The sequence below is a fragment of the Oceanobacillus profundus genome, assembly GCF_003515705.1.
GTDB classification, from domain to species: domain Bacteria; phylum Bacillota; class Bacilli; order Bacillales; family Amphibacillaceae; genus Oceanobacillus; species Oceanobacillus profundus.
In genome coordinates this window covers 139829-157323 of the sequence record NZ_QWEH01000006.1, presented here as the reverse complement: position 1 = coordinate 157323, position 17495 = coordinate 139829, and the positions used below count along the sequence as shown (strand labels likewise).

The 17495-nt window shown below is 39.5% G+C and carries 17 protein-coding genes and 1 pseudogene; 6 read left to right on the top strand and 12 right to left on the bottom strand.

All coding sequences use genetic code 11. The features are described 5' to 3' along the window. Positions 1–179: 179 nt before the first annotated feature. From D1B32_RS11055 to rlmH, 5 genes are all read right to left on the bottom strand, one after another. On the bottom strand, positions 180–1064 hold the full coding sequence (locus D1B32_RS11055; RefSeq protein WP_118889338.1) for a VOC family protein: 885 nt from the start codon (positions 1062–1064) through the stop codon (positions 180–182). 87 nt (positions 1065–1151) lie between these two features. After that, the gene (locus D1B32_RS11050) at positions 1152–1592 is read right to left on the bottom strand and encodes an SRPBCC family protein (RefSeq protein WP_095310095.1); all 441 of its coding nucleotides are present in this window, start codon (positions 1590–1592) and stop codon (positions 1152–1154) included. Between the two features lie 204 nt (positions 1593–1796). Next, positions 1797–2663 carry a fructosamine kinase family protein gene (locus D1B32_RS11045; protein ID WP_118889337.1) on the bottom strand — a complete coding sequence of 289 codons (867 nt, stop codon included), beginning with the start codon at positions 2661–2663 and terminating at the stop codon, positions 1797–1799. 397 nt (positions 2664–3060) lie between these two features. Continuing rightward, positions 3061–4161, bottom strand: a complete 1101-nt coding sequence (locus D1B32_RS11040) for a type I restriction endonuclease (RefSeq protein WP_118889336.1) — start codon at positions 4159–4161, stop codon at positions 3061–3063. Between the two features lie 234 nt (positions 4162–4395). After that, entirely contained in the window at positions 4396–4875 is a 480-nt protein-coding gene (gene rlmH, locus D1B32_RS11035) for a 23S rRNA (pseudouridine(1915)-N(3))-methyltransferase RlmH (protein WP_118889335.1), read from the bottom strand. 235 nt (positions 4876–5110) lie between these two features. On the opposite strand from rlmH, the gene D1B32_RS11030 reads away from it, so the two are divergent. Further along, positions 5111–5263 (top strand): aspartyl-phosphate phosphatase Spo0E family protein, encoded by a 153-nt coding sequence (locus D1B32_RS11030; RefSeq protein WP_095314193.1) that lies wholly within the window; start codon positions 5111–5113, stop codon positions 5261–5263. Positions 5264–5319: 56 nt separating this feature from the next. On the opposite strand, the gene D1B32_RS11025 is transcribed toward D1B32_RS11030, so the two are convergent. Continuing rightward, positions 5320–6486: a TraB/GumN family protein gene (locus tag D1B32_RS11025; protein WP_118889333.1), complete on the bottom strand. Its 1167-nt coding sequence runs from the start codon at positions 6484–6486 to the stop codon at positions 5320–5322. A 188-nt stretch (positions 6487–6674) separates the two neighbouring features. Here D1B32_RS11025 and D1B32_RS11020 point away from each other — a divergent pair, with 188 nt between their 5' ends. Continuing rightward, a complete protein-coding gene (locus D1B32_RS11020) occupies positions 6675–7232 on the top strand; it encodes a GNAT family N-acetyltransferase (RefSeq protein ID WP_118889332.1) in 558 nt (185 codons plus the stop codon). Positions 7233–7371: 139 nt separating this feature from the next. On the opposite strand, the gene D1B32_RS11015 is transcribed toward D1B32_RS11020, so the two are convergent. Next, complete coding sequence (locus tag D1B32_RS11015; RefSeq protein ID WP_118889331.1) at positions 7372–7707, bottom strand: DUF3889 domain-containing protein; 336 nt, start codon at positions 7705–7707, stop codon at positions 7372–7374. Between the two features lie 75 nt (positions 7708–7782). On the opposite strand from D1B32_RS11015, the gene D1B32_RS11010 reads away from it, so the two are divergent. Genes D1B32_RS11010 through D1B32_RS10995 form a run of 4 tightly spaced genes read left to right on the top strand, consistent with a single transcriptional unit; the run spans position 7783 to position 10494 of the window. After that, on the top strand, positions 7783–8346 hold the full coding sequence (locus tag D1B32_RS11010) for a histidine phosphatase family protein (protein ID WP_118889330.1): 564 nt from the start codon (positions 7783–7785) through the stop codon (positions 8344–8346). A gap of 26 nt (positions 8347–8372) precedes the next feature. After that, entirely contained in the window at positions 8373–9362 is a 990-nt protein-coding gene (locus D1B32_RS11005; protein ID WP_118889329.1) for a phosphotransferase, read from the top strand. A gap of 3 nt (positions 9363–9365) precedes the next feature. Beyond that, entirely contained in the window at positions 9366–10109 is a 744-nt protein-coding gene (locus tag D1B32_RS11000) for a class I SAM-dependent methyltransferase (RefSeq protein ID WP_118889328.1), read from the top strand. Between the two features lie 19 nt (positions 10110–10128). Next, positions 10129–10494, top strand: coding sequence for a YybH family protein (locus tag D1B32_RS10995; RefSeq protein ID WP_118889327.1), 366 nt, complete (start codon positions 10129–10131; stop codon positions 10492–10494). Positions 10495–10646: 152 nt separating this feature from the next. Here the strand turns inward: D1B32_RS10995 and D1B32_RS10990 are convergent, their stop codons facing one another. The 5 genes and pseudogenes from D1B32_RS10990 to D1B32_RS10975 form a co-directional block, all read right to left on the bottom strand. Continuing rightward, complete coding sequence (locus D1B32_RS10990) at positions 10647–11048, bottom strand: VOC family protein (protein ID WP_095314251.1); 402 nt, start codon at positions 11046–11048, stop codon at positions 10647–10649. 285 nt (positions 11049–11333) lie between these two features. Further along, on the bottom strand, positions 11334–11594 hold the full coding sequence (locus tag D1B32_RS24595; protein ID WP_392391109.1) for an FIMAH domain-containing protein: 261 nt from the start codon (positions 11592–11594) through the stop codon (positions 11334–11336). A 3-nt stretch (positions 11595–11597) separates the two neighbouring features. Further along, a pseudogene (locus D1B32_RS10985) lies at positions 11598–12857 on the bottom strand (exo-beta-N-acetylmuramidase NamZ family protein); the annotation flags it as partial. Positions 12858–13080: 223 nt separating this feature from the next. Continuing rightward, entirely contained in the window at positions 13081–15726 is a 2646-nt protein-coding gene (gene ggt, locus D1B32_RS10980; RefSeq protein WP_118889393.1) for a gamma-glutamyltransferase, read from the bottom strand. A gap of 259 nt (positions 15727–15985) precedes the next feature. After that, positions 15986–17470, bottom strand: a complete 1485-nt coding sequence (locus tag D1B32_RS10975; RefSeq protein ID WP_118889325.1) for a serine hydrolase domain-containing protein — start codon at positions 17468–17470, stop codon at positions 15986–15988. Positions 17471–17495: the final 25 nt, after the last annotated feature.

Here is a 17495-nt window from a genome sequence, read left to right as displayed (position 1 = left end):
CAGTTATATAATCAAATATATTTCTTAATATCCAGTAAAAAGAGGTCAGCTTATAGAGCAGATGAGTTATTACACCTTAAAACGAATGGAGTGTAACAAAATTCACCCCTATCTCTAAATACAAAACATGGCCTTAACTCTATACAACCCAAGAGTTAAGGCCATGTTTTGATATTACTTTATTTTGCCAAACGAGCTCTTTCCAATGCGCTAATGTCAATTTTCTTCATTTTCAGTAGTGCTTCAGAAGCTCTGCGTGCCTCATCCTTTGGCCCATTAAACAAAACTTCATCAATGTTATCCGGAACAATCTGCCAGGAAACACCGAATTTATCTTTGACCCAACCGCATTGTTCCGATTCTGGTACGGCAGAAAGCTTGTCCCAGTAATAATCAATCTCTTCCTGGTCTTTACAATTAATAATGAAAGAAAATGCTTCATTAAAAGTAAAATCAACGTTCATTCCATTATCCATTGCTGCTATATTCATTCCAAAAAGATTGAAATCAGCATATTTCACGCTTGCCTCTGCTGAGTGGGATTCACCAGATTCATACTTGCTGATTATCCCTGTTTTAGCATGTTCAACTATTTCGGTGTAGAAGTTTACTGCTTCTTCAGCCCTTCCGCATGCATTCCCAGAGAAAAGCATATTTGGCGTAATTTTTTGTGAAGCCTGGTCCTCGTCTACGAGCATTAACTGCCAGGACAAACCATAGCGATCCTGCACCCAGCCATACAGCTTGCTAAACGGATATTCCCCAAGTGGCATTAATTCCGTTCCCCCGTCTGCTAATGCCTCCCATTTGGTGTTTACTTCTTCTTCGGTCACGCAAGCTACCATTAACGAAACCGTTGGGTTCAATTTGAAATATGGACCCGCACTTATTGCTTGAAATTCCTGACCAGCCAGTTCAAAGCTTACTATTTCAGAGTCACCAGATGGCGTGTCTCCAATAACAGCCACATGCAGTAATTTGGACTGATCAAATAAACCGATATAAAACGAAGCTGCTTCTTTTGCTTCCTTGTCATACCACAAATGCGGAACTATTTTTTGCATAAAACCCCTCCAATATTTAGTGTTTTTACTCTGTATTCTAGTATTTCAAAAATGTCGTTGTTTCTCCACCATTATGAAAAACAGCTTTTAAATTTCTTGGGTAGAGATAGCTTCACTATATTTTTTAAAATTATCAAGTATCGCCTGCCACCCTGCTTTCTGCATCTCAATAGAATTGGTATTTTCAGCTTGGAATGTCTCTACTACCTTTGTGCCATTTTCCTGATCAATAAACGTAATTTCAACTTTTCTACCGTCCTCCAGCGTGTAAGAAATTAACTCATATTGCTTAACTTCATCATAAACGCCTGTGAAATCAAATCCGAAGCTGCCGTCTTTCGCTTCCATTCGTGTAAGGAAGTTACCTCCCGCTCTTAAATCGTTCTCTGCTTTTGGTGCATGCCAGTCATCAGAAGCATTGGACCATTGTGTGATGTGCTTTGGATTCGTCCAGCATTCCCACACTTTTTCAACTGGTTTTTGAACTGTTGTATCAACTGTTATGATTTCTTTCTTACTCGATTCCATTCTTAACACCCCGCTATTGTAGAATTAAGTTAATCATATATGTAAACGCTTTAATGTTCAACTAGGATTCTAGATGAATTTCATTACAAAAAATCCTTTCCCCTAAATTCCTACATATCAAATTTAATCACAATAATTTCTAAGCTGATGGAAACTTCAAGAATCTGTTCACCCTCATTCACAATGGTATACAAATAATCCTTTCTATCCAACATACTTCCTAACAATTCGGTCGACTGATCCTCCATACGATTCACCAAACATGTTTAAGTGAGCTAGTAGATAATATAGTTGATAAAGTTCTTTTCGTGTTTCATATTCCGGTGATAATGGAAACACAGAATGGTACGCATCATAAAAACGTTGTGAAAAACCTCCAAATAACTCTGTAAAAGCCATTTCAAACTCATGGTCTCCAAACAAAATGGATGGGTCGATTAAATAGGGTACTCCACCCTTACCAGTCATCCAGTTTCCTCCCCAGAGATCTCCATGTAATGTACTGGATTTAGGATTATTCGGAATCCATGTATCAAGTTTTTCTAGTAATCTCATTAGTTGTTTGTTTCGCTCTCCAGATATGCTTTTTTGTGATTGTCCTATTTTTATTTGCTCCAATAGGCGAGCATCACGATAATAAGTAAGCCAGCTATTGTGAAGATGATTGTCATGCATTAGCTTCCCGATATAACTTTTACCTTCCCATCCAAATCCAGGACCCTCACTTAAATGTAATGCTGCTAGACGCTCACCTAAGATCTCATCCGTATTATTTTCTTTCTTCCCTTCAATCCATTCCATAAATAGCATTGGTATTTGTGTTTCCTTATCCTTCTGCACACCATAAACAGCAGGAACATTTATCGCTCCTGTTTGACGAATGGCAGAAAGTCCTTCTGCTTCAAATTCGAAAAAGGAAACATCCATTTCTTTATTTAACTTAACAAAGTATTCTTGGTGTTTGGTTCGAACATAATATGCTTCATTAATATCCCCGCCAGTGACAGCATGAATTTCTTGAATTTGTTCTTCTTGGATTTGTTTTAACCCTTTTTGGATGATAGGTTTCATGGTATCGCTCCTTGCTTAAAGAAATCACTCATATATTCCGATTATACTTTGTTGTCCAGTAATACTAAGAAATCAACTTCACCAATAGCATACGTAGTTTTCCCTCTATAATATGTATAAAACTTCATATACAAAAGCTTATAAAAAACCGTATCTTAATGGATACGGTTTTTTATAAATAATCTGATGAATTGTAACCTCTATAGAATCGATAGACAGCAAAATGAAGCAAAATAATGACCAGGGTACACAATCATTAGTAAATTTTATTAATAAAATGATATGTGAAGGAAACAATATGAGACTTAAGCCGTTACTTTTCACTCAAAGTTTAAATCTGGTAGCGCCGTATAGGTAGCACGGATTTTCTGTCTATCCAATAACTAAGAAACTATTATTAGTTAAATTGTTTAGAAACCCTTAAAATTTCATCTTTATATAAAAGTATATCATTTACACTTTCTAATCTATGGGTAGTTTTTAATTCATCATTTAATTGGATATATTTATTACTTGTATTAAAACCTAATCTACAAATCCATTTACGTATATTATCATCTAATAGAACATTAAAATAGCTTTTGTTATCTCGATAGTAAACTCTACTTGCATCTATACTTTCTTTAAGCATCAATTTAATTAAAACATAACCTTCAATTTCCTCTTCAGTAGTTACAATTATTGGTTCATCTGCTACTTTTTCAAGTTCATCAATCAATTCTTCTTCATTTGTTGAAGCTACTTCTTCATTTATTTTTTCAGCTAAATCTGTCTCATTTCCATCGGTAGAACTTAAGGCCTTTTGAAGCTTATCATTTACTTTTTCATTAACAAATTGATTCAGAGACTTTTTTACTATATCTCTAAAATTATCGATTACTTTCTTCGTCTTTACACCTTGATATACATCACTTAAGACAAATTTTATAAACTCTTCATTAGGTTCATCCCATTGTTGAGTTAGAAAATTTTTAATTTCATTAGTATATTTTAATTCGGATGCAGTAGTTAATACATTTTCTACATTAAAAAAGTTCTTTCTAAATTTCGCCAATTCCAGAAAATGATTTTCTCTTAATTCAATTAAATTAAATATGAAAAAAGGCTTTTCATCCATTTTATTAGCTTCTTCTAAATCAGTGAAGAACTTGTATTCAATTCCATTTGTTAAAATTGCAAATTTAGCTTTAGTAGTCCCGAAATACCTAAATAATTGTGAATCATGCTTTTGCAATTTCTCATGTACACTTTTTGCTTCAATTAAAATTACTGGAGCCCCGTTTTCCATTATTGCATAATCAATTTTTTCGCCTTTTTTAATTCCAACGTCTGCTACGAACTCAGGTACTAATTCTTGAGGGTTAAAAATGTCATATCCTAGTGCTTGTATTAATGGCATTATTAAAGAAGTTTTTGTTGCTTCCTCTGTTTCAATGTTATCTTTTAATCTTTCAATTCTACTTGATAGCGTTTTAATCTGTTGAATAAAGGTTTCCATATTAATCCTCCATTTCTATAGTTAAAATTCCCTATAAAAATTATAACAAATAATAGCATAATAATCTGTAAAATTCTATATATTTTGGCTTTTATTTCAATAATAGGATTGTTAAGGAATGAAATTTTAATTAACAGATTAAAAGTATACTCATTCTGGGTTAAAAATTACTTTTTTTGGTTTACTTTTCCGTTATTATTTATAGGTATCATCAAAAACTTACTTCCACATTTTTTATTTATGATAAGCTTCCCCCCGATTAATCCGAAACCCCCGATAAACCTGCTCTAACAAGATCAACCGCATCAACTGATGAGGAAACGTCATCTTAGAAAACGACAACGCTAAGTCACTTCGCTTTTGCACATCATCACTTATCCCTAATGATCCACCAATAACAAACACAATTTTGCTTTTTCCATATGTCGCAAGTTCATCCATTTTCGCAGCTAGCTGCTCGGAGCTTAGCATTTTTCCGTTGATTTCTAGCGTAATGACATACGTGTCTGGGGCAATTTGTGAAAGGATCCGTTCGCCTTCTTTTCGTTTGACCTCCAGCATTTCTGCTTCGCTCATGTTTTCCGGGGCTTTTTCATCGGCAACTTCGATGACATCTACCTTTGCATACGCACCTAATCGTTTCAAATACTCCTGTATTCCTTGCTTTAAATATTTTTCTTTTAACTTTCCGACAGAAACAATCGATATCTTCATAAAGCACATTCCTTTTCGTTCTATTTTTTTCAAGTATATCAAAGGTTTATTAATTATCCTATTTATAGTAGAATTTACCTATATACAGTCATACGACAAATGATTCTGAATTGACACGAGAAGGATAAGAGCTACCTTTCACATATTTTCCTAAAGGTGGAAGTCCTTTCTAGATAAGGTTTCAACAAGGTTTTCTCGGGAAATATACCTACTAAAAGAAAGCGGGTGTTCTTATTTGGAAAACCGAAAGCAACTAGAATTACGGATTGAGCAGTTGAGAGTTAAAATGTATCATGCTTCTAAAGATAATTTAAATGATAACAAGGTCATTGAAATTTCACAGGAACTAGATGCGTTACTTAACGAACTGGACAAGCTCGAAAAATGAAAATGGACATACATGAAAAAACACTTCCGCATTTGAAAGTGTTTTTTCTATATGGATTATAAATTTTCGATAAATACCCGGATGACGTCAGCTCCACCTAAAAGCGTTCCGAGTGAGCTTCCGAGATTTGCGAATACAACAACAAGTAATATCCGCGTTACTTTGTTATTCCAGAATCCTTTTACACTATGGACATCGTCCGATAATCGTTCAAAATCAGCTACATTTGGCCGCTTTATATACGCTTGAACGAAGCCTGCAAACCAACCAGCTGCAAGGAGTGGGTTCAATGACGTAAAGGGTGCTGCAATAAATGCCGTCAGCACGGCTAATGGGTGCCCCAATGCGACAATCGTTCCAATTGCAGATAGCGAGCCATTCCACAGGAACCAGCTAATTGCCTGCTGCAATCCGGCAGACGGGTTCATGAAAAAGGTGTATGCGATGACTGCAAGTACGAAAATCGGAATAGCCCAGCCAATAATTTTTGGTGTCTTGGATTTTGGTGGACGCTCACTTAACTTCTTCAAATCATGCTCTTTCTCGATTTCCTTCGTAATCCCAGGAACATGAGCAGCTCCAAGCACTGCTACAACCTTTTCTCCAGGAGCATCTTTAATTTTTTGGGATAAGTATTGATCTCGTTCATCAATGAGCGGCTTTTTTAATTTTGGAAAATGATCTGTGAACTCTTGAAGCATCGCATTGATTGTATCCTGCTGCTTCATCTTCTCCAGATCTTCTTCGGAAATTTTTTCATTGCTAAAAATACTGCCGACGACTTGCGTTAACAGCAATGCCTTCCCTTTCATTCCGATATTTCCCCAGACACGGGCAAAGGTAATTTGAATGTCGCGATCTGCTAGGACTAATTCAGCGCCTGTTTCCTTTGCGGATTCAATTCCTTGAATCATTTCCTGTCCAGGATTAATGCCAAACTGCTTTGCCATCCGCTTTTGAAAGGATGAAATCGCTAAGTTCATTAATAATAGGGTTGCCTTTTTATCTTTTATCACTTGGAAGATATCGGTATCCTTCCACTTATTGCCCTCTGTAATTGACTGGTAGCGCTGCTCGTCCAGTTCGATACAAACAGCATCTGGTTTTTCTGCTTCAATTACTTCCTTCACTTGTTCAGCACTTTGCTTCGATACATGTGCCGTTCCAATCAGGATGTATTCTTTATTATTTATATGTAATCGGGTTATATTTTCTTCGGTCATGTATAAACCTTCCTTCACTGCGGGTACTATCCATGCTTCCATTCTAATACAAATATATACTAATCATAAACTAGAAAGTGCTTGGTGAGAACTATTATTTTATTCAGCTAATAAAGGAGGATGTATATTCCGTTTTTTCTGACTAAATTTATGCTATGATTACGAATAGAATAAGGGGGAGATTGTAGATGTTTGTATACGAGGTTGATGAACATATCACATTGCGACAGCTTAATTTACAGGATGCGAATCAATTATTTGCGCTAATCGTTAGCAACCGAAGCTATCTTCGGGAATGGCTTCCTTGGCTGGATACGAATGTAAGCTCAGATGATTCCATTGCTTTCATTGAACATATATTGCAATCCTATGAAGCAAAAAAGGGATTAACCGCTGGAATCTTTTATCAAGATAAGCTCGTGGGGATTGCTGGATTTAATGCGTTTGATTGGACGAACCGGATTGGCTATATTGGCTACTGGATTGGACAGGATTATCAAGGATACGGCATTATTACCAGCGTGGTACGTGCGTTGACGGATTATGCATTTACAGAAGCACAGCTGAATCGCGTCGATATCCGTGCTGCTTTTACCAATAAAAAAAGTCGGGCAATTCCGGAACGGTTAGGGTTTAAGGAAGAAGGCATACTCAGGCAATCGGAGTGGCTTTACGACCATTATGTGGACCATGTTGTTTATGGGATGTTAGCGAGTGATTGGGTTGAAAATAAAAGAGACCAATAAATTCAAACATACATACATAAATGAGTACCAGTTGACACTTTAGAGACCGTGGAGCTTTATCCAGCTTTTTTACGAAATGCTTTAAAGTAATTGTCACATTATCCAGTGCATATTGTTGCGAGACAGACCGATTAAAAATTCATCGATCTGTCTCTTCAAACGTTATTTGGACGACCTCATTTGTCTGTGGGTTAATTTCAATATTGACAAAAACACCGAATTCTTTCGTTTCACCTTTTAGCCATAGCTTAAATTTTTCAACCGTGGATCCGTTGGTTGTTTCCTTGCCAATGTGGAGATAGTCAATAATCTTAGCAGATGGGTATTTTTCCTTTGTCTCCTGGACGGCAAGCTTCCCCCATTTTGCATAGGATGGTACGCCTTCATCCTGAACAGCATTTACTGCCTGTAGTGGAAGGGAATAACTAGAAATAAGTACAAATGCAATACCGAGAGCTAAACATAATTTTCGCATAGGTGCTTCCTCCTTTTGTTTTTAGGATGTGTCAATGCTTTGTTTTTATAATACGAAATTAAGGAGAGGGTAATTTTGACAAGGATATGCTTCATTCGTCATGGCGAAACAGATTGGAATTTAGCAAAACGAATACAAGGGAGTACAGATATCCCATTAAATGAGACTGGCAGAAAGCAGGCAGAACAATGTGCAGCCTATTTAAATGCTGCTGATTACGATGTACTCATACATAGTCCATTGAAAAGAGCAAAGGAAACAGCGGAAATAATTAATGCCAAATTACAATTACCAATGGTCGAGATGACTGATTTTCAGGAGCGTTCCTTTGGAGATGGCGAAGGTAAGACATATGCAGAAAGAGAGAAACATCCTGATGGTTTTCCAAACCAAGAGGAGCGGGCGGATTTTAATAAACGGGTCATCACAGCGGTTGAGCACGTTCAGCAAAACTACCCAGATAAACGTGTCTTACTTGTAGCGCATGGAGCTGTCATAAACGCGATTTTGTCTGTCTACTCCGATGGGGAAATTGGATCGGGGAAAACAACATTGTTAAACGCCTGCATTAGCAATCTTCATTTTGAGGGAGATAAATGGAGGATAGAGGATTTTAATCAGGTTGAGCATTTGTCTTAAAATTTTCCGTAGATTGGAGATTTACAATGCCAATTTTAACTGATGAACAAGCTGTCCTTGCCGACCTTACTGCTACGTGTAGCCATTTATTTGGATTCACATTATTCAAAGCAGAGCCAATCAAAAGAGGCTGGCTTAATTTAAAATGGAAAATCACGACCGACTCAGGTGTATTTTTATTGAAGCAGTACAACAAAGAAAGGTTTAAAAAGTATAACCAGGAAGACCTCCTATTCGCGTTTGAACAACAAACTCGCTTGTTTGCACATGGATTGCCGTGTCCAAATTTATATACCTATCAAGGAAGCTCCTTCTTGAAGTCCGCTAAGGGGGAGCATTTCCTCCTGATGGATTACTATGATGGAAAGATACTGCCATCTGGGTCTTTAACTAAACATCAACTATACGATTTAGGACGATTAACAGGGAAAATGCACTGTATTCTAAATGATGGTTCGCTGAGAAGAGCTTCTCGTGCTCAATTTATTCCACCTAGCATAAAGGAACGGTTAGCACATTGGGAAGATACTAAGAAACGGGCCATTGCTACCGGGAAAGAGCATTTGCTGCCACTATTTGAAGCGCAAGCGACTGCAACAGAGACAGTTTGTCTGGAAGCGCTTCATACGAATGATACAGGCTGGGCACATCGTGATTTATGGGTAGATAATGTCTTATTTAAAAGAAATGACGTAGCCGCTATCCTCGATTTTGATCGACTGAAATACGATTATCCGCAGCTTGATGTTGCACGGGCAATTCTATCCGGCGCATTAGGCAGAGAGGGACTGAACACTGATTTTGCTCTTGCTTTTTTAGATGGATATAAGGAATATCATACTGTAAAGCAAGGTTTTTTAGCCAAATCATTATTGCTCCTATGGTATATGGAGAGTACATGGTGGGTACATCCGAAAATGGATGAGGAGGAAGGGCCGCCGCGTCGATTTCAACTGGAGATGGCTTGGCTTGCTGAGAATTTACAGCACTTGGGGGAGCGATTAGAGGGGAGATAAAGTATGGAATTAGATAATTTTCAAGAATATGAGGATCCAATTTTATATGATACCGAAAATGAAAGCTATTTGAGTGATCTAGTCTTTCTGAAAAAATGGGCAGCAAAAACGGAAGGGACACTGATCGACTTAGCATGTGGCACTGGAAGAGCAACGATTCCATTAGCACAAGATGGGCATCAGCTCATCGGAGTGGATATCCACCAGCAAATGCTTCATCAGGCAAAAAAGAAAGCTGTGAATTTACCGATTACTTGGGTAGAACAAGATTGTACGACCCTTGATTTGAAGCTGCAAAGCCCGTTTATATATATGGTCGGCAACTCCTTTCAGCATTTCCTGACAAACGAAGCGCAAAACATGTTGCTCCAGTCTGTAAATCATCATTTAGATAAAAATGGTGTTTTTATTTTTAATGCACGTTTTCCAAATAGTGAAGAATTACTTTCATCAAGCACCGAGGAGTATTGGAAATCGTATATCGATAACGGGGAAAAGGTTGATGTCTATACGATTAGCGAATATGATGCACTTCTTCAAATCCAGCACAATGTAACGATTCGAAAGTACCCTCATGGCAAGGAGCTCCATACGAGCATTCGTTTACGATATGTGTTTCCAAAAGAGATGGAGCGTTTGTTAGCGGAAAATGGCTTTGAAATTTTGCGTGTGTATGGTGATTGGAAGGAAGGTCCTTTAACGAATGAAAGCATGGAAATGATTTATGTTTGTAGGAAGAAGAAGTAAACGAATAGGGGGAGAGATTATGTCACATCAAGAAGCTTTACAGCAATATATTAATGCAACAAATACACATGATTTTTCAAATGTGAAGGATATACTGCATGAAGAAGCCGTTTATTGGTTCACGGACAAAACATGCGCCTCTATTGTAGATATTCAAGCGTACTTTGAGCATGCTTGGGATATGATTAAAGAAGAGGTTTATACCGCAACAAACGTCCAATGGATAAGCGTTGATCAGCAGTCAGCAACTTGTATTTATAACTTTATGTACGAAGGCTATCATCAGGGTAAATTTATTTCTGGCAGTGGTAGAGCAACGAATGTGTTTAAGCTGAATAAAAATGAGCAATGGAAGCTCGTTCATGAGCATTTGAGCAGCCTCTAATATTGGAAGAAGGAGGAGCGTGATGCGCTCCCCTTTCTACTTTCTGGTATTCGAATTATCGCAGGGAATGTTTTCTTTTATATGCAAATCGATAACTGATGTACCACTTCATACTGGCCATTCAGCGAGTCAACCACTTTTGTCATTTTTTCCTATCCTTCTTTTGTATCCGGTTGATATAAATCAAATGCATTGCCATACAAGTCTTCGAAACCTACACCTTTCCCACCCGGAACCGGTTGCGGTTCCCCCTGAAAGATCACGCCGCGTGCCTTCATTTCACGATAATCCTTTTCTATATCATCACTTAAAAACATAATCAACACTTGGTTTGCAGCTTGTCTGCCAATAATCTCTTCTTGCTCCGGTGTATCGGCTTTGACTAATTCTAGCCTCGTTTCATTTGCAGAACCTGGTGAAACGGTGAGGTACTTCCATCCCGGCGAAAACTCTATTTCGTCTCGAACGATGAACCCTAATTTTTTGGTATAATATTGTTTTGCTTCTTCAAGATCCTTAACTAAAATAGAAATTTGGGCTGCTTGTGTAATCATATCAATGTGTCCTCCTTTCTCAATCACGTTACCATCCATTTTGACTACTACACTTTACCACAAAAAAGAGGACTTAATTTCTTTTAGATTGCTAAAATCTCTAAAGCTTAACATTAACAATTGCTTACGGTGTATTTTCAGCTACAAGGGGATTTTATTTAAAAAAGAGTTGCTGTTATATAACGACGATACTATGGTTACTAACTATCCTGCTTCGTTTGTTTGGTTATACAGTTTTTTCAAGATTTCCACACGATTTTCCAAATACCGCTATTCTTTAGCTTTCTAATCCCACTGCGCAATCATATCCGTCGTATCACTACTCAGTTGTCTATAAGCATTATCCGATAGGCTCGTCGCATCTTTTTGCTGGTCTAAAAGCAACTGGAATCCTTGCATATGCTTTGCGACTTTATCTGCGGCCTTTTTCCCTTCAAATTGCTCAACCGCGGTGAGGTGGAGGAGTAATTTACGCTCCGCATCCTTTTCAATATCACCCGATTGTTGAAGGACCCCGATGTTTTGCTTCAATTGCTCTGTGTTCATCGTGTAAAGAAGATATTCTCTTCGAACTTCTTTAAATGCTTGAAGATCCTCGTGCCAATTTGATGCCATTTCTTCTACGGAATCTCCATTTTCAATCGCATCACGAATCCAACCATTTCCGATTAGATTATCAAAGAAGGAAATACCTGCGCTGTTCTCTGCTCGGAATTCAAAGTTTTCCGGGTACATATCATGCAGGGTTTTTACAATATGCAGTCCTGTAATTACAGGCTCATATGCTCGTTTATCTGTCACATGAATCTGTACGCCGTGACTTAATGTGCCACTATGTTTGGAGAAAGTTGGTGTAAACGACGCTGCTCGAAATGTGACACCAGGTAATTCCAATTGATTCAATGCCGAGGCGTACTCGGTACTATTCACAAATGGAGCACCAATGAATTCAAACGGCTTTGTCGTTCCCCGGCCTTCCGAAACATTCGTCCCCTCAATCAGTGCTGCACCTGGATAGACAAGCGCCGTATCTAACGTTGGCATATTCGGTGATGGCAGCACAAACTCTAAATCGGCATCATCATAGTACATTCCGCGCTTCCAGCCATCCATTTCTACAACGTTTAAATCTGCACCAATTTCGAATTCTTCATTAAACAAATATGCCAGCTCACCAACTGTCATGCCATGTTTGAGTGGAATCGGGTAATTACCGACAAAAGAAGCATATTCCGGATCAAGCACCGGTCCCTCTACATGATTGCCACCTAGCGGATTGGGACGATCGAGTACGACAAATTCAATATCATTTTCAGCTGCAGCCTCCATTGCATAGGCCATTGTATAGATATACGTGTAGAATCTTGCACCTACATCCTGAATATCAAATAGTAAAATATCAATATCCTCGAGCATTTCTGGCGTCGGTTTTCTTGTTTCACCATACAAACTATACACTGGTAAGCCTGTCTGCTCATCGATATAGTATTCGACATAATCACCTGCTTGGGCATCCCCACGAACGCCATGCTCTGGACCATACAAAGCGGTTAACTCGACATCCGGATCATGGAATAACCGATCGACAATGCTATTTAGTTCTTGATCGACACCTGTTGGGTTCGTGATTAATCCGACGCGCTTTCCTTCAATAAGATCCTTTTGTTGCTCTAGTAAAACCTCTACCCCAAGCTTGAGCGGCTTTTCACTGTCATTACCCGCATCAGCGTTGAGCCGATTGGTTGCAATTGCAGTTAACGAGCCTAGCACAACTAAGAGCGTAGTTATTATCAAGAACAGCTTTTTCATCAGTTTTTCCTCCCTTTTGGATCTCTCATTTTTAAATTTGCGATGCATGTGAAGAAAGAGCACGGACTTATACCCCATGTGCAAATTTGGACTTCTGCAATTTTGCTATAGACTTCAGTAAATTACTGCAGAACTTCAGCATTTCACCTGTAACCTTCAGTAATTTTTCCCCAAAATTTCGCCATTTTCCCACTCTGATAAAGCACAAGGAAAAAAGAGAGAGCTACTGCCACATATCAAGCAACTCCTCTGCACCGCTCAACAGCGTATCGTGAGCATGCTCGGAAATGGAATCTGCAGCTTTTAGCTGATCTAACAACTGCTTAAATCCTTCTAGATGCTTGATAGCTTTATCCATCTTTTCATTTTCCTTGTAATGTCCTACCGTCGTTAGGTGGGTAATAAGCAATCGCGCAACATGTTCTTCGTAAATTTCATCATCCGCTTGTAATTGCTCCACACGGGATTTTAGACCATCAATGCTAATGAAATCTTCTGCTGATAAACCGATTGCAGTACCTTCTCTCGTTGAGTCTGCTGCCCCAATGAACATCCCTTCATCTAGAACAATGCTATTCACATTTCCGATCTCTGTTGGATTTGCTTCCCAAGCGTGTCCCATCTCTTCAAGCAGTTGCCGGACAGTATCCGAAATGCCATACTCCCAGCGTATGGTTGGATAACTATTGCTATAAATACGCGGCTCCTCAATTGCATCCTTTATCGGCATTCCATAGCCGATGACATTGGCAATTGTCTGCGTGACAGACGTTATAATCGTCGCTCCTCCCGGGGAACCAACGGTCATAAATGGCTCGCCATCCCTTAACACAATTGTTGGGGTCATGCTGCTTAGCGGCCGTTTATTTGGCTGCACCTCATTTGCGCCGCCTGGTACAGCGTCAAAGTCGGTTAATTCATTATTCAGTACAATTCCATATTCCGGTACCATAATGCCCGATCCGAATAGCTGCTCAATTGTCGTTGTATTGGAAACTAGATTCCCCCATTGATCTGCTACTGTATAATGGGTTGTTTGTCCTTCTTGTTTATCATCCACCTGCTGGGAAATGGTTGGTGCACTTCTTTCCTGATACGCCCATGGATCACCTGGCTGTACATTGTCATTAGCCTGATCAGGTGAGATGGTTTCAACCCGCTCTGCTATATAATCCGGATGAAGCAGCCCATCTCTTGGCACTTCAACATACTCCGGATCGCCCATATATGCTCCTCGATCCGCATAAGCAAGATGCATCGCTTCGGCCATGAAATGATATTTTTCCGGTGATTTGATATCATGCCCTGTCAGTTCAAGCTGTTCAAACATTTTCAGGAGCTGAAGCATCGTTAATCCTCCTGAGCTTGGTGGCGGCATGGAAGCAATGTCATAGCCCTGATAGTCTCCCCAGACTGCTTCATCTTCGGTCACATCGTAATTCCTTAAATCCTCTTTTACCATGCTCCCATCAAATTCTTGAACAGCTTCGGCTAATGCTTCACCAATTTCCCCATTGTAAAAAACATCTGTTCCTTGATCGCGTATCAGTTTAAATGTTTTCGCTAAATCTTCTTGTACTAAAATCTCTCCTTCTTCTAATGGTTCACCTTCTGGGAGAAACACATCCTTTGCTGCTGTACGCTCTAATTTACTTTGATTACTTGCAATAGCATTTGCTAAAACCCAATTTACCTCGACCCCTTGCTCTGCCATATCTATCGAAGGCTGTATTAATTCATCAAGCTCCATCGTTCCCCATTTATCTAAAGCTTCTTCCAATCCTTTTAATGTACCTGGAACCCCAACAGAGGTACCACTTTGTACCCTTTCTGAAAATGGAATTACCGAACCAGCAAAGGTTTCGATATCCCAATCCTCTGGTTCCTCGGCTCCATCCTCCCATAAGCGCACTTTTAATTCATCGCCCTCAACACGGAAACGCAATGACTGCCAATCATTCGTTCCCTCATATGGCAACGTAGCAAGTGTTGAACTCGTTGAATCCTTTGATTGAATTAATCTTATTTCATTTGTCTTCGTATTGATTTCAACACCGTAGCCATTTTTGACATACGTTGTTCCCGTAGAACGATATTCATCCGATCGCAGCCACAAACGCAAACGTCGGTCATCGCCGGGATCATCGGTCCGGAAGCGAATGAAAAGCTCGCTATCCTCAACCTCATCCATCACAGCTGTTGTTTGACCATAAGAAGATGAATTACTGCCAGTTGGAGGCCCAAAGTTAATTAAGCCACCATCTTCCGCCAGCTGAAATGTAGTTCCACGTTCAAATAAGGAAAACTTATCGGAATCCCATGGCTCCCCAGATTCACCAGTAAAATCATAGTCAAAAATTGTCGCTTCCTCATCCGATGCGTCAAGGTCGGTAACATTTACTTCACCAATATGAAATTGCTTATCCTCACCCTCTGGATTCATATCAATTGCACCTAGATGAAATTTTCCTGGATCTGTTACTACATTTTCTTTATCTAAAAACATATCTGGCGTTGCCCCTTGAGGAGCCCGCTCTCTGCTGTTAATAATTGAGACATCCTCGGTTTGGGCATCATAATACATGAAAAAACCGCCGCCACCAATTCCAGACATCATTGGTTCCGCAACATTTAATGCAAACTGAATAGCTACTGCAGCATCCACTGCATTACCACCTCGCCTCAGAACATCTGCCCCAACCTCTGAAGCTAATGGATGTGCCGTAACCACCATCCCCTTATCTCCCTCATCGGTCTGTTCATCTAAAATACCGGGGTTTTCTGGTTCGTATCCCGTATTATCATCTGGATCAACCGCATCAGCTAAAGAAACAGGAATACTTACACCAAAGAATAGTAATAAGACCATGAAAATAGATACTAATTTTTGCTTGCTGTTCTTCAATTTTATTCCTCCTTAAAACTCCCCTTTTATACCCACGTACTACTAATTGTGAACTTCAGCCTTTATCATATGGATATCAGCTAGTTTCCTATAAATATCAGTCTTTTTATCACAAATATCAGCTTTTCTCCTCAGCTCATCTACATCCGCACCATTTTCAAATCTATCCGATCAGAAAAAATGCATGCAGCAAGAAAGCTGCTTCCTTGCTGCACCGTAAAAATTACTGCCATTTTTCTATTAAATAGTCTGCTGTGCGTTGTAAATCATCATGTGTCGCGTCGTCAATTCCTTCTTGTATGAAAAGATAGTCAACTAATTGTTGAAACCCTTCTAAATGCTTTACGACCTTTGCTTGATCTCCTTTATTTTCATATTGCTCAATCGCTGTTAAATGCAGTTGGAGAGCATGCGCATCAGACCCCAACTCAAACGCACCCCTCGTATCAAGCCGTTCCACCATCATTCGCATGCCCGCTGCATTCCACGCATGAATGGAATCTGCCGTTTTTTCAGCCGCTTTTCTGCGAATCGTATTTGTTGAGACGGTATTACGTGTTGGATGGACCCGATTCGTTAGCAGGATTGTAACCGATTCCTTATTTGGGCTAACAACGATTGACGTTCCGGTATAACCGGTATGTCCCATCGTATTAAATTCTGCTAGATCATCCATATACCATTCTTGATTAAGCTCCCAGCCGATACCTTGATCCTGTCCTGGAAATGCCTCATTCCAATTCGTATTGATTTGCTCGAAAGCTTCCTCGGTAAGAATTTGCGTCCCTTCATAGTTTCCTTTATTCAGCATCATCTCGGCGAAGACAGCTAGATCTGATGCACTGCTGAATACCCCAGCATGTCCAGCTACTCCATCAAGCGCCCAAGCTTTTTCATCATGAACACTTCCCCAAACAATTCCGCGATTTGTCCACGGCTGATATTCGGTAGCCGCAATACGATGCTGTAAATCAGCTGATGGATCATACATCGTATCCGACATGTTTAAAGGTTCTGTAATAAATTCTCGTACAAAGTCATCCTGCCGCTCGCCACTAACTCGTTCAATTAATACACCCAGCGTAATATAGTCGACATCGCTATACACATAAGCTGTCCCAGGCGGACTTTGTAAAGGCTCGTTTAATACAAAATCTAATAGCTCCTCACGTGTTCCTTCCATTTCGTGAATCGGTTCTGTCGTGCTCGGTCTAAACCCAGACGTATGTGTCAAGAGATGGCGGATCGTTACATCCTCTTTGCCTTGTGCGGCAAATTCAGGAATATACCAATAGACCGGGTCATCCAATTCGAATGCTCCTTGATCCCATAATTGCATAATTGCTGTTGCTGTAAATAGTTTCGATATAGAGGCCACATCAAAAATTGTGTCTTCCTGCATCGAAACAGGCTCATCCATCTCCGTAAATTGGTCGTCCGTATAACGTGCTGCATATCCATATGCCTGATGCTTAACGATTTCTCCATCTCTAGCAATCAGCACAACTGCACCAGGCATTACCCTATCCGCTAAAGCTTCTTCTATTTCATCATCCAAATCATCCAATGGTTGCTGGAGCATCTGGACGCGGTCTGCTTCAACTACTATTGATTCTGCAATGGATGCATTGCTTATTCCACCAGCATGGGGAAATAATAAGATAATCGTCATTATAATGGTTGTTACTGTTAGTAACCGCTTCTTCATTTCATCTCGTCTCCCTTATTAGAGA

Bases quoted from the DNA above. Each gene is read 5' to 3' on its own strand.
- D1B32_RS11055 (WP_118889338.1), bottom strand. From the start codon at position 1,064: ATGCAAAAAATAGTTCCGCATTTGTGGTATGACAAGGAAGCAAAAGAA.
- D1B32_RS11050 (WP_095310095.1), bottom strand. From the start codon at position 1,592: ATGGAATCGAGTAAGAAAGAAATCATAACAGTTGATACAACAGTTCAA.
- D1B32_RS11045 (WP_118889337.1), bottom strand. From the start codon at position 2,663: ATGAAACCTATCATCCAAAAAGGGTTAAAACAAATCCAAGAAGAACAA.
- D1B32_RS11040 (WP_118889336.1), bottom strand. From the start codon at position 4,161: ATGGAAACCTTTATTCAACAGATTAAAACGCTATCAAGTAGAATTGAA.
- rlmH (WP_118889335.1), bottom strand. From the start codon at position 4,875: ATGAAGATATCGATTGTTTCTGTCGGAAAGTTAAAAGAAAAATATTTA.
- D1B32_RS11025 (WP_118889333.1), bottom strand. From the start codon at position 6,486: ATGACCGAAGAAAATATAACCCGATTACATATAAATAATAAAGAATAC.
- D1B32_RS11020 (WP_118889332.1), top strand. From the start codon at position 6,675: ATGTTTGTATACGAGGTTGATGAACATATCACATTGCGACAGCTTAAT.
- D1B32_RS11015 (WP_118889331.1), bottom strand. From the start codon at position 7,707: ATGCGAAAATTATGTTTAGCTCTCGGTATTGCATTTGTACTTATTTCT.
- D1B32_RS11005 (WP_118889329.1), top strand. From the start codon at position 8,373: ATGCCAATTTTAACTGATGAACAAGCTGTCCTTGCCGACCTTACTGCT.
- D1B32_RS11000 (WP_118889328.1), top strand. From the start codon at position 9,366: ATGGAATTAGATAATTTTCAAGAATATGAGGATCCAATTTTATATGAT.
- D1B32_RS10995 (WP_118889327.1), top strand. From the start codon at position 10,129: ATGTCACATCAAGAAGCTTTACAGCAATATATTAATGCAACAAATACA.
- D1B32_RS10990 (WP_095314251.1), bottom strand. From the start codon at position 11,048: ATGATTACACAAGCAGCCCAAATTTCTATTTTAGTTAAGGATCTTGAA.
- D1B32_RS24595 (WP_392391109.1), bottom strand. From the start codon at position 11,594: ATGAACACAGAGCAATTGAAGCAAAACATCGGGGTCCTTCAACAATCG.
- ggt (WP_118889393.1), bottom strand. From the start codon at position 15,726: ATGGTCTTATTACTATTCTTTGGTGTAAGTATTCCTGTTTCTTTAGCT.
- D1B32_RS10975 (WP_118889325.1), bottom strand. From the start codon at position 17,470: ATGAAGAAGCGGTTACTAACAGTAACAACCATTATAATGACGATTATC.